At 61.1% G+C, this 11,203-nt stretch carries 12 protein-coding genes; 9 read left to right on the plus strand and 3 right to left on the minus strand.

The features are described 5' to 3' along the window. Nucleotides 1-49: 49 nt before the first annotated feature. The 5 genes from def (at nt 50) to DBR00_RS20110 (ending at nt 4,696) form a co-directional block, all read left to right on the plus strand. Nucleotides 50-556 carry a peptide deformylase gene (def, locus tag DBR00_RS20090; protein WP_108487485.1) on the plus strand — a complete coding sequence of 169 codons (507 nt, stop codon included), beginning with the start codon at nt 50-52 and terminating at the stop codon, nt 554-556. Between the two features lie 53 nt (nt 557-609). After that, nucleotides 610-1,554 (plus strand): methionyl-tRNA formyltransferase, encoded by a 945-nt coding sequence (fmt, locus tag DBR00_RS20095; protein ID WP_108538106.1) that lies wholly within the window; start codon nt 610-612, stop codon nt 1,552-1,554. Then, nucleotides 1,551-2,864 (plus strand): 16S rRNA (cytosine(967)-C(5))-methyltransferase RsmB, encoded by a 1,314-nt coding sequence (gene rsmB, locus DBR00_RS20100; RefSeq protein WP_108486197.1) that lies wholly within the window; start codon nt 1,551-1,553, stop codon nt 2,862-2,864. Before fmt ends, rsmB begins: the two co-directional genes overlap by 4 nt. Before the next feature lie 12 nt (nt 2,865-2,876). Then, on the plus strand, nt 2,877-4,250 hold the full coding sequence (gene trkA / locus DBR00_RS20105; protein WP_108486196.1) for a Trk system potassium transporter TrkA: 1,374 nt from the start codon (nt 2,877-2,879) through the stop codon (nt 4,248-4,250). A 128-nt stretch (nt 4,251-4,378) separates the two neighbouring features. Beyond that, entirely contained in the window at nt 4,379-4,696 is a 318-nt protein-coding gene (locus DBR00_RS20110) for a tetratricopeptide repeat protein (protein WP_108486195.1), read from the plus strand. Here DBR00_RS20110 and DBR00_RS20115 read toward each other — a convergent pair. From DBR00_RS20115 to DBR00_RS20125, 3 genes are all read right to left on the minus strand, one after another. After that, complete coding sequence (locus DBR00_RS20115) at nt 4,693-4,974, minus strand: PilZ domain-containing protein (protein WP_108486194.1); 282 nt, start codon at nt 4,972-4,974, stop codon at nt 4,693-4,695. The two genes, DBR00_RS20110 and DBR00_RS20115, sit on opposite strands and share 4 nt — an antisense overlap. Nucleotides 4,975-5,055: 81 nt before the next feature. Next, nucleotides 5,056-5,943, minus strand: a complete 888-nt coding sequence (locus DBR00_RS20120; RefSeq protein WP_108486193.1) for a lysophospholipid acyltransferase — start codon at nt 5,941-5,943, stop codon at nt 5,056-5,058. A gap of 45 nt (nt 5,944-5,988) precedes the next feature. Continuing rightward, nucleotides 5,989-6,546 carry a DNA-3-methyladenine glycosylase I gene (locus tag DBR00_RS20125; RefSeq protein ID WP_108486192.1) on the minus strand — a complete coding sequence of 186 codons (558 nt, stop codon included), beginning with the start codon at nt 6,544-6,546 and terminating at the stop codon, nt 5,989-5,991. Between the two features lie 66 nt (nt 6,547-6,612). Between DBR00_RS20125 and glyQ the strand changes: the two genes are divergently transcribed. The 4 genes from glyQ to DBR00_RS20145 all read left to right on the plus strand — a co-directional run bounded on the left by glyQ (nt 6,613) and on the right by DBR00_RS20145 (nt 11,043). Continuing rightward, nucleotides 6,613-7,560 carry a glycine--tRNA ligase subunit alpha gene (gene glyQ / locus DBR00_RS20130; protein ID WP_108486199.1) on the plus strand — a complete coding sequence of 316 codons (948 nt, stop codon included), beginning with the start codon at nt 6,613-6,615 and terminating at the stop codon, nt 7,558-7,560. After that, entirely contained in the window at nt 7,557-9,611 is a 2,055-nt protein-coding gene (gene glyS, locus DBR00_RS20135) for a glycine--tRNA ligase subunit beta (RefSeq protein ID WP_108486191.1), read from the plus strand. Before glyQ ends, glyS begins: the two co-directional genes overlap by 4 nt. A 92-nt stretch (nt 9,612-9,703) precedes the next feature. Continuing rightward, a complete protein-coding gene (gmhB, locus tag DBR00_RS20140) occupies nt 9,704-10,237 on the plus strand; it encodes a D-glycero-beta-D-manno-heptose 1,7-bisphosphate 7-phosphatase (protein ID WP_108486190.1) in 534 nt (177 codons plus the stop codon). Nucleotides 10,238-10,269: 32 nt separating this feature from the next. Then, nucleotides 10,270-11,043, plus strand: a complete 774-nt coding sequence (locus DBR00_RS20145) for a 1-acyl-sn-glycerol-3-phosphate acyltransferase (protein ID WP_108486189.1) — start codon at nt 10,270-10,272, stop codon at nt 11,041-11,043. Nucleotides 11,044-11,203 lie beyond the last annotated feature (160 nt).

The raw sequence follows: 11,203 nt of genomic DNA on the forward strand, positions 1-11,203 counted from the left end.
TCTTAGCAGCGGATTTTGACTTTATTCCACAAGTGCATCACAAACGCATATGGCGATCCTGAATATCCTCGAATTTCCCGATCCGCGCCTGCGCACCATCGCCAAGCCGGTGGACGTGGTCGATGACGCCTTGCGTCAGCTGATCGATGACATGTTTGAAACCATGTACGACGCACCGGGCATTGGCCTGGCCGCGACGCAGGTCAACGTGCACAAGCGCGTCGTGGTGATGGATCTGTCCGAGGACAAGTCCGAGCCACGGGTGTTTATCAACCCCGAGTTCGAGCCGCTGACCGACGAAATGGATCAGTACCAGGAAGGTTGCCTCTCGGTACCAGGCTTCTACGAGAACGTCGACCGCCCGCAGAAGGTCAAGATCAAGGCGCTGGACCGCGATGGCCAGCCCTATGAGCTGATCGCCGAAGGCCTGCTGGCGGTGTGTATCCAGCACGAATGCGACCACCTCAACGGCAAGCTGTTTGTCGATTACCTGTCTAATCTCAAACGCGACCGCATCAAGAAGAAGCTGGAAAAGCAGCATCGCCAGCAGGCTTGAGCCACACCTTTCAAAGGCTTGCTGCGGCAAGCCTTTTTCTTTAGCGAGCCCCCATGACTGAAGCACTGCGTATTGTCTTTGCCGGCACCCCGGAATTCGCCGCCGAACACCTCAAGGCCTTGCTCGACACGCCACACCAGATCATTGCCGTCTACAGCCAGCCGGATCGCCCGGCCGGTCGAGGGCAGAAGCTGACTCCCAGTCCGGTCAAGCAGCTGGCCCTGCAGCACGACATCCCGGTGTATCAACCGCAGAGTCTGCGCGATCCCGCCGCCCAAACCGAGCTGGCTGCACTCAAGCCTGACTTGATGGTGGTAGTGGCTTACGGCCTGATTCTGCCGCAGGTGGTTCTGGATACACCGCGTCTGGGCTGCATCAATAGTCACGCCTCACTGCTACCTCGCTGGCGTGGTGCCGCACCGGTTCAGCGCGCGGTTGAGGCAGGCGATGCCGAGTCGGGTGTCACCGTGATGCAGATGGAAGCGGGCCTGGATACCGGGCCTATGCTGCTCAAGGTCAGCACACCCATTTCTGCCGAAGATACCGGTGGCAGCCTGCACGACCGCCTCGCCAGCCTCGGCCCACATGCCGTGATTCAAGCAATCACCGGCCTGGCTGACGGCACGTTCAAGGGCGAAGTTCAGGACGACAGCCTGGCCACCTACGCGCACAAGCTAAACAAAGATGAAGCGCGCCTGGATTGGAGTCGCCCAGCCATTGAGTTGGAGCGCTTGGTGCGCGCCTTTCACCCCTGGCCGATCTGCCACAGCACGCTGGGCGGCGAGGCCTTGAAAGTCCATGCCGCTACGCTGGGCGAGGGCAGCGGTACTCCCGGCAAAGTGCTCGCTGCCGACAAATCGGGCCTGACCGTCGCCTGTGGTGAAGGCGCGCTGCGCTTGACCCGCCTGCAACTGCCAGGCGGCAAGGCGCTGAACTTCAGTGACCTGTACAACAGCCGCCGCGAGCAGTTTGCCGTTGGCTTGGTGTTGGGCGCATGAACCCACGTCTCGCCGCCGCCCGTGCCTTGGCCAGCGTACTGGCCGGCAAAGCCTCGCTGGGCAGCAGCCTGCCGCCGTTGCTGGACAAGGTCGAAGCGCGCGATCGCGGCCTGGCTCAAGACCTGGCCTTTGGCACTGCGCGCTGGCAACCGCGTCTGGCCCTGATTGCCGAGAAGCTGCTGCAAAAACCCTTCAAAGCCGCCGACCGCGATGTCGAAGCGCTGCTGCTGATCGGCCTGTACCAGCTGTTCTATACACGCATTCCGGCCCACGCCGCCCTCGGCGAAACAGTCGCCTGCGTCGACAAGTTGAAAAAGCCCTCGCTCAAGGGCTTGCTCAATGCCGTGCTGCGCAACGCGCAACGCGACGGCGAAAGCATTATTGCCAGCCTCGAGCGTGACCCGGTGCTGCACACCGCCCACCCGCGCTGGCTGCAGAAAACCCTGAAAGCGCAATGGCCAGAGCACTGGGAAGCCATCTGCGCGGCCAACAATGCCCACCCGCCGCTGATTCTGCGGGTCAACCGCCGCCTTGGCAGCCGCGATGATTACCTGGCCGAGCTGCGCCGGGTCGGCTTTGAGGCCGAACCCTGCACTTTCAGCCGCGACGGCATTCGTCTGCTGCACGCCTGCGATGTCACCACCTTGCCGGGCTTTGCCGAAGGCCGCGTCAGTGTGCAGGATGAAGCCGCGCAACTGGCCGCCGACCTGCTCGACCTGGCACCCGGTCAACGTGTGCTCGACGCCTGCGCTGCGCCGGGCGGCAAAACCTGTCACCTGCTCGAAGCCGAACCCGGTTTAGCGGGCGTGGTGGCGGTGGATCTGGAAGAAAAACGCCTGGTGCGCGTGCGCGAGAATCTCACACGTCTGGGCCTTCACGCCGAGCTGTTCGCCGCCGATGGCCGCGATCTGGCGGCCTGGTGGGATGGCCAACCGTTCCAGCGCATCCTGCTCGATGCGCCTTGCTCGGCCACCGGGGTGATCCGTCGTCACCCGGATATCAAGCTCACCCGTCAGGCTCAAGACATCCCAGCGCTGGCCACGCTGCAAGGCGAACTGCTGGACAGCCTGTGGCAAACCTTGGAGGTCGGCGGCATCCTGCTCTATGCCACCTGCTCGGTGATGCCGGCCGAAAACAGTGACAACATAGCGGCCTTCCTGGCCCGCACGCCGGGTGCCCGTGAGCTGGATATCGCCGGCACCTTCGGCCATAAAACGGCCCACGGTCGCCAACTCTTCCCGCAAGTAGACGGCCACGATGGCTTCTACTATGCCAAGCTGATGAAAATCGCCGCCGCCCCGCGCGGCTGAGGACATTACTGCATGAAGATCATCATTCTCGGCGCAGGCCAAGTCGGCGGCACCTTGGCTGAACACCTGGCCAGCGAAGCCAACGACATCACCGTGGTCGACACCGACGCTGATCGTTTGCGCGACCTTGGCGACCGCCTGGATATCCGCACCGTACAAGGTCGCGGCTCGTTCCCCACCGTGTTGCGTCAAGCCGGTGCTGACGATGCCGACATGCTGGTGGCCGTGACCAACAGCGACGAAGTCAACATGATCGCCTGCCAGGTGGCCTACAGCCTGTTCCACACGCCCACCAAGATTGCCCGCGTGCGCGAAGCGGCTTATCTGACGCGCAGCGGCCTGTTCAGCAACGAATCGATCCCGGTCGATGTGTTGATCAGCCCCGAGCAGGTGGTGACCAATTACATCAAACGCCTGATCGAATACCCCGGTGCCCTGCAGGTAATCGACTTCGCCGAAGGCAAGGCGCAGCTAGTGGCAGTCAAGGCCTACTACGGCGGCCCGCTGGTCGGTCAGCAACTGCGTCAGCTACGCGAGCACATGCCCAATGTCGACACCCGCGTAGCCGCGATCTTCCGCCGCAACCGGGCGATCATGCCGCAGGGCGATACGGTGATCGAAGCCGATGACGAAGTGTTCTTTATCGCCGCCAAGGCGCATATCCGCGCGGTGATGAGCGAAATGCGGCGCATGGAAGACAGCTACAAGAAGGTGGTGATCGCCGGTGGCGGGCATATCGGTGAACGCCTGGCCGAAGCCATCGAAAGCCGTTATCAGGTGAAGATCATCGAGATGAATCCGGCGCGTTGCCGCTACCTCTCGGAAACCCTCGACAGCACCATTGTGCTGCAGGGCAGCGCCTCCGACCGCGACCTGCTGGTGGAAGAGAACATCAGCGATGCCGACATCTTCCTGGCCCTGACCAACGACGACGAAGCCAACATCATGTCCTCCTTGTTGGCCAAGCGCCTGGGCGCGCGCAAGGTGATGACCATCATCAACAACCCGGCTTACGTCGACCTGGTGCAAGGTGGCGAGATCGACATTGCCATCAGCCCGCAACTGGCCACCATCGGCACCCTGCTGACCCACGTACGCCGCGGCGATATCGAAAGTGTACACAGCCTGCGCCGAGGGGCGGCTGAAGCCATTGAAGCCATCGCCCACGGTGACGCCAAGTCGAGCAAGGTGGTCGGGCGCATGATCGAAGACATCGCCCTGCCGCCCGGCACCACCATCGGCGCGATCATCCGCGATGAAGAGGTGCTGATTGCCCACGACGACACGGTGATCGAGTCCGGCGACCATGTGATCCTGTTCCTGGTCGACAAGAAATACATCCGCGACGCTGAGCGACTGTTCCAGGTCGGCCTGACATTCTTTTAACGTTCATTGCTGCGCCCCATTAGCGAAACCCAACGTGTCTGTTGGGCTTCGCTGCGCTCAACGCCAACCGACTGCTGCCTTCAGCACCTAACCGCTGGCTGAGGGCTTGCCCCGAGCAAGGAGACTGCATGAGCACCGACGCGCTGGAAAAGATGCTGGCAAAAGGCATGGACAACGCGCTGTTGCGCTTCGGTTTGGGTAAAGGCTATCTGGATGCAGGCGAATGGACTCGGGCAGCTGAACATTTTCAGCGCTGTGTGCAGTTTGATCCGCAGTATTCCGCCGCGTGGAAACTGCTCGGCCAGGCCCTGCACAAACAGGGGTTGAACGACGAGGCGCGCATGGCCTGGACACAAGGGTTGGCAGTGGCCGAAGACAAGGGCGACAAACAGGCGGGCAAGGAAATCGCGGTGTTTCTCAAACGGCTGGACAAGCCCGCGCGTTAGTCGTCGGTTTGCTCGCAGGGCACAAAGCGCAGACCGACACCGAGCGGCTCTACACGGACGACCTCCAGCGTCAGAATCGGCGCTTCCATCGGCAGGCCTTGTACCTGCCCCTGCACCTGCTCACCCATCAGCAGTTTATCGGGCGCATGATCCATCAGCACATAAACGCCACACTCGGAAATGTCCCGCGTGGTGACCATCAACTCACCGTGTACCGGGTGGTCAATGCGCAAACGCACCTTGAGAGGGGTGCGGACATTCTTTCGACTATTGCTCATGCGCCGTCCATCCGACTGGGTTTAAGCAGCCTAGTCGAGAGCCAACCCCGGCTGCAACTTCATGCCCCTCAGGGGCTTACCTCAATACCACTTGGCCTCGCCGGCTGGGCGCTTCTTGAAGCGCTTCATGCTCCACATGTACTGGCTCGGGTAAGTACGCACATAGCGTTCAATCACCGAACTCATCGCCGCAACGGCCGTTTCCGTCTGGGTGCTGTACATCTCCTCCGGCGCAGCTTCCAGAATAACCTTGAAGCCCGAGCCATCCGGCAGGCGCAGCGCATGCAGAAACACCCCACAAGCCTTGCCACCACTTAACATGCCAGCAACAAACTTGCTGGTCAGCGCTTCGGTGGCCAGAAACGGCACAAAGACGCCAGACGACAAACTCGGCTCCGGGTCAGCCGGAATGCCCACGGCGCCGCCTTTACGCACTTCCTTGATCACGCTAAGGATGCCTTCTTTGGTCGACGGCGCAACACGGTTGCCCAACTGCACACGTTGCTGACGCAGCAGCTCATCGACGGCCTTCAGCTTCGGTGGGCGGTAGAAGATGATTGGTTTGCACTGCGCGCAGTAGAAGTGGTTCAGCACTTCCCAATTACCCAGGTGGCTGGTGATGCCAACCACGCCCTTGCCACTGGCCAGGGCGTCCTTGAGCACATCCAGGCCTTCGACCTCACGCACCAGGTCGATGGATTTCTGCGCCGGCCAGATCCAGGCACAGGCGCTCTCGGTCAGGGTTCTGCCGATATCCTTCAGCGATTGGCCCAGCAGGCGCTGGTGCGCAGCCTCGTCCAGTTCGGGAAAGCATTTGCGCAGGTTGATGCTGGCCACTTCGCGTGAGCCGTTCGGCAGCTTCCACATCAACCAGCCAATCGCCGCGCCCACGGCCTGAACGGCGCGCCACGGCAGCAAGGCAAACAAACGCAGAAAGCCCACCACCAGGGCACCTTTGAGCTTTTCCACAGGCAACTCCAGCCGATCAAAAGGCGCTTATTGTAACCACCCGAGCTAGCGAGTGGTCAGTTGCGCGTAACGGTCACAATCGCTGGTGTGATCCATGACCATGCCGCTGGCCTGCATGTAGGCATAACAGATGGTCGGGCCGACAAAGGTGAAACCGGCTTTTTTCAAGGCCTTGCTCATCGCCACAGCCTCAGGCGTAACCGCCGGTACCTGAGCGCGTTCGCTGAAGTGATTGATCTTCGGCACGCCCCCGACAAATGACCAGAGCAAGGCCGCCGGTTCTTCCAGCTTGAGCCAGGCCTGGGCGTTCTTACGCACGGCCTTGAGCTTGAGGCGGTTGCGAATGATGCCGGGATCCTGCATCAGGGTTTCTTCGATGTACTCGTCGCTCAGTGCGGCCAAGCGCTGTACATCAAATCCAAACAGCACCTTGCGGTAGTGCTCGCGTTTCTTCAGTACGGTGATCCACGACAGACCCGCCTGAAAACCTTCCAGCAGGAGCAATTCAAACAGCACCTGAGGATCACGTTGCGGCACACCCCATTCTTCATCGTGGTACGCCTGATAAAGCGGATCGTCACTGCACCAGAAACAGCGTGGCATGCGGGTTTTCCTGAGCTTCGGTATACTCGCGGACTTTCTCAAGCCGCCAAAGTACGGGTGAAATTTGTGAGCCAGACTACGCCTGCCGTGCGCACCTTCCAAGACTTGATCCTTGCCCTGCAACAGTACTGGGCCGAGCAGGGCTGTGTGGTGTTGCAGCCCTACGATATGGAAGTTGGCGCGGGCACCTTCCACACCGCCACGTTTCTCCGTGCCATCGGCCCCGAGACCTGGAACGCCGCCTATGTGCAGCCTTCCCGTCGTCCGGCTGACGGCCGTTATGGCGAAAACCCCAACCGCCTGCAGCACTACTACCAGTTCCAGGTGGTGCTCAAACCGAACCCGGAAAACTTCCAGGAGCTGTACTTAGGCTCGCTGAAAGCCATCGGCATTGATCCGCTGGTGCACGACATCCGCTTCGTTGAAGACAACTGGGAATCGCCGACCCTCGGTGCCTGGGGTCTGGGCTGGGAAATCTGGCTGAACGGCATGGAAGTCACCCAGTTCACCTACTTCCAGCAAGTGGGCGGCATTGAGTGCTACCCGGTAACCGGCGAGATCACCTATGGCCTCGAACGCCTCGCCATGTACTTGCAGGGTGTCGATTCGGTGTACGACCTGATATGGACCGACGGCCAGTTCGGCAAGGTCACCTATGGCGATGTGTTCCACCAGAACGAAGTGGAGCAGTCGACCTACAACTTCGAACACGCCAACGTCGAGAAACTCTTCGAGCTGTTCGATTTCTATGAGTCGGAAGCCAACCGCCTGATCGAGTTGGAACTGCCATTGCCGACCTACGAAATGGTGCTCAAAGCCTCGCACACCTTCAACCTGCTGGATGCGCGCCGGGCCATCTCGGTGACCGCGCGTCAGCAGTACATCCTGCGTGTGCGTGCGCTGGCTCGTTCGGTGGCGCAGAGCTACCTGCAAGCGCGGCGCAAACTCGGCTTCCCGCTCGCCACTCCCGACCTGCGTGATGAAGTATTGGCCAAGCTGGAGGCAGCAGAATGAGTACCCGTGATTTCCTGGTTGAACTGGGCACCGAAGAGCTGCCACCGAAAGCCCTGAAAACCCTCGGCGAAGCTTTCCTCGCCGGCATCGAGAAAGGCCTCAAGGCGGCGGGTCTGGGCTACAGCAACGTGCACTATTACGCTGCGCCGCGTCGTCTGGCGGTGCTGGTCGAGCAACTCGCCACCCAGCAGCCTGACCGCACCGTCAACCTCGACGGCCCGCCCGTACAGGCGGCATTCGATAAAGACGGCAACCCAACGCAAGCCGCGCTGGGCTTCGCCAAGAAGTGCGGCGTTGAGCTGAGCCAAATCGACCAAAGCGGCCCCAAGCTGAAATTCAGCCAGAGCATTCCCGGCCAAGCGGCGGCTGGCCTGCTGCCGGGTATCGTCGAAACCTCGCTGAACGAGTTGCCAATCCCGAAACGCATGCGCTGGGGCGCGCGCAAGACCGAATTCGTCCGCCCGAGCCAGTGGCTGGTGATGCTGTTCGGTGACGAAGTGATCGACTGCGAAATCCTCGCCCAACAAGCCGGCCGGGTTTCCCGTGGTCACCGCTTCCACGCCAACCACGAGGTGCGCATCAGCGCGCCGGCCAATTACGCGGAAGACCTGCGTAGCGCCTATGTGATTGCCGACTTCGCCGAGCGCCGCGCGCAGATCATCGCCCGCGTGAATGAACTGGCTGCAGCAGAGCAGGGCACGGCCATCGTGCCGCCGGCGCTACTGGATGAAGTCAGCGCCCTGGTTGAATGGCCGGTGCCGCTGGTGTGTTCCTTCGAGGAACGCTTCCTGGAAGTGCCGCAAGAAGCGCTGATCACCACTATGCAGGACAACCAGAAGTACTTCTGCCTGCTGGACGGTAACGGCAAGCTGCTGCCGCGCTTTATCACCGTGGCCAACGTCGAAAGCAAAGACCCGGCGCAGATCATTTCCGGCAACGAGAAGGTGGTGCGTCCGCGCCTGACCGACGCCGAGTTCTTCTTCAAGCAGGACAAGAAGCAGAAGCTGGAGACCTTCAACCAGCGCCTGGCCAATGTGGTGTTCCAGGCTCAGCTCGGTTCGGTCTACGACAAAGCACAGCGTGTGTCCGCCCTGGCCGGTTTTATTGCCGAGCGCATCGGTGGCGATGCCACCCGTGCCGCCCGCGCTGGCATTCTCTGCAAGTGCGACCTGGCCAGTGAAATGGTCGGCGAGTTCCCGGAAATGCAGGGCATCGCTGGTTACTACTACGCCAAGCACGACGGCGAAGCCGATGATGTGGCCCTGGCGCTGAACGAGCAGTACATGCCGCGCGGTGCCGGTGCCGAACTGCCGAGCACCTTGACCGGCGCTGCCGTGGCCCTGGCCGACAAGCTGGACACCCTGGTCGGCATCTTCGGTATCGGCATGCTGCCCACCGGCAGCAAAGACCCTTACGCCCTGCGTCGTGCCGCCCTTGGCGTGCTGCGCATTCTGATCGAGAAACAGCTGGATCTGGATCTGGCGGACGCCATCGCTTTTGCCATCGCCCAGTTCGCTGACAAGGTCAAAGCTGACGGCCTGGCACCGCAGGTGCAGGACTTTATCTTCGATCGCCTGCGCGCGCGGTATGAGGATGAAGGCGTCGACGTCGCCGTGTACCAAGCCGTACGTGCCGTCAGTCCGACCTCGCCGCTGGACTTCGATCAGCGTGTACAAGCCGTGCAGGCCTTCCGCGCACTGCCGCAAGCAGCCGCTCTTGCAGCAGCCAACAAGCGTGTGTCCAACCTGCTAAGCAAAGCCGAAGGCCAGGTCGCAGCGAGCGTCGAAGCCCATCACTTCGACAACCCCAGCGAGTTCGCCCTCAACGCCGCCATTCAGCAAGCCGAGCATGCGGTGCAACCGCTCGCTGCAGCGCGTCAGTACAACCTGGCGCTCAGCCAGTTGGCAAATCTGCGTGAGCCTGTAGACGCCTTCTTCGAGGCCGTACTGGTCAACGCCGAAGACCCTGCAGTGCGGGCCAACCGCTATGCGCTGCTGGCTAAGCTACGCGGCCTGTTCCTCGGCGTCGCTGATATCTCGGTACTCGGCTAAGTCGCCTATAGGATGGGTGGAGCACAGCGATACCCATCATCACCTTTACCGGCTGGCGGCCACACCGCCGCCAGCCGGTTACGGATTACCGCATGAAACTGCTGATTCTCGACCGCGACGGCGTAATCAATTACGACTCTGACGCCTATATCAAAAGCCTCGCCGAATGGATCCCGCTGCCCGGGGCCATCGAGGCCATCGCAAGTCTGTCGCAAGCCGGCTGGACGGTGGCCGTGGCCACCAACCAGTCTGGGGTTGCCCGTGGCTATTACGACCTGGCCACGCTGGAAGCCATGCATGCGCGCCTGCGCAAGCTGGTGGCAGCGCAAGGTGGCGAGTTGGGCTTGATCGTGCACTGCATCCACGGCCCGGATGAAGGCTGCGCCTGCCGCAAACCGAAACCCGGCATGCTTGAGCAGATTGCTGCGTACTATGGCATAGCACTCAAGGGCATCTGGTTTGTCGGTGACAGCAGCGGTGACCTGAGCGCTGCATTAACCGTCGATTGTCAGCCAGTTTTGGTAAAGACCGGCAAGGGCGAACGCACCCTGGCGAAAGGATTGCCAGCGGGCACCCTGGTATTCGATGATCTGGCGGCGGTTGCCGCACAGCTTCTCCACTTATAAAGCAGGCTCTGCCTGCGACGGTAAAAGCTCCCATGTCGACAGTGCAGACCCTCAGAACCTTCCTCTTCTATCTGCTGCTGGCTTCCAGCTCCTTCTTCTGGTGCACCCTCAGCGTCTTCGTCGCGCCCTTTCTGCCGTTCCGCGCACGCTACCGCTTCGTCGTGCAGAACTGGTGCCGCTGCGCCACCTGGCTGGCCAAGGTGGTGGTCGGCATCAACTACGAGATCAAGGGCCTGGACAATATCCCCGAGCAGCCCTGCGTGATCCTCGCCAAGCACCAGAGCACCTGGGAAACCTTCTTCCTCTGCGGCTACTTCGAACCGTTGAGCCAGGTGGTCAAGCGCGAGTTGCTCTATGTGCCATTCTTTGGCTGGGCGATGGCCATGCTCAAACCCATCGCGATTGACCGCAGCAACCCCAAGGCGGCGCTCAAGCAGCTGGCCAAACTCGGCCATAAGCGTCTGGGGCAGGGCGCCTGGGTGCTGGTATTCCCGGAAGGCACACGTATTCCACCAGGGCAGATCGGCAAATTCAGCCGTGGCGGCGCCTCCCTCGCGGTGAATGCTAACCTGCCGGTGCTGCCGATTGCCCACAATGCCGGCGAGTTTTGGCCCAAGCAGGGCTGGCGCAAGACGCCCGGAACCGTTCAGGTGGTGATCGGCCCGCTGATGTACGCCGAAGGTACAGGCCCGCGCGCTATAGCTGAACTTAATGACCGCGCCTTTGCCTGGGTCAGTCAGGCCCAACGCGATATCGGTTCACTGGATACACAAAGCCAGCCACTCGAGGCTCGTGAGCCGGCCTAGAGCCATTGTGGATAACCTGTGAGCGAAATACCGGCAGAGTGCCATTAAGTCTTTCAAGACAATGATTCATAAGCCGTTTTATCAAAGGCACGAGTTACTGCATTCCGTGCATAAGTTTTTCAGTGAAATCCAAAGCCGGCCCTAGTGCCGGCTTTTTTAT

This window comes from Pseudomonas sp. HMWF032, from assembly GCF_003060885.1.
GTDB lineage: Bacteria > Pseudomonadota > Gammaproteobacteria > Pseudomonadales > Pseudomonadaceae > Aquipseudomonas.

Excerpts from the sequence above, each read along its gene's own strand:
- def (WP_108487485.1), top strand. The coding sequence starts at position 50 with ATGGCGATCCTGAATATCCTCGAATTTCCCGATCCGCGCCTGCGCACC.
- fmt (WP_108538106.1), top strand. The coding sequence starts at position 610 with ATGACTGAAGCACTGCGTATTGTCTTTGCCGGCACCCCGGAATTCGCC.
- rsmB (WP_108486197.1), top strand. The coding sequence starts at position 1,551 with ATGAACCCACGTCTCGCCGCCGCCCGTGCCTTGGCCAGCGTACTGGCC.
- trkA (WP_108486196.1), top strand. The coding sequence starts at position 2,877 with ATGAAGATCATCATTCTCGGCGCAGGCCAAGTCGGCGGCACCTTGGCT.
- DBR00_RS20110 (WP_108486195.1), top strand. The coding sequence starts at position 4,379 with ATGAGCACCGACGCGCTGGAAAAGATGCTGGCAAAAGGCATGGACAAC.
- DBR00_RS20115 (WP_108486194.1), bottom strand. The coding sequence starts at position 4,974 with ATGAGCAATAGTCGAAAGAATGTCCGCACCCCTCTCAAGGTGCGTTTG.
- DBR00_RS20125 (WP_108486192.1), bottom strand. The coding sequence starts at position 6,546 with ATGCCACGCTGTTTCTGGTGCAGTGACGATCCGCTTTATCAGGCGTAC.
- glyS (WP_108486191.1), top strand. The coding sequence starts at position 7,557 with ATGAGTACCCGTGATTTCCTGGTTGAACTGGGCACCGAAGAGCTGCCA.
- gmhB (WP_108486190.1), top strand. The coding sequence starts at position 9,704 with ATGAAACTGCTGATTCTCGACCGCGACGGCGTAATCAATTACGACTCT.
- DBR00_RS20145 (WP_108486189.1), top strand. The coding sequence starts at position 10,270 with ATGTCGACAGTGCAGACCCTCAGAACCTTCCTCTTCTATCTGCTGCTG.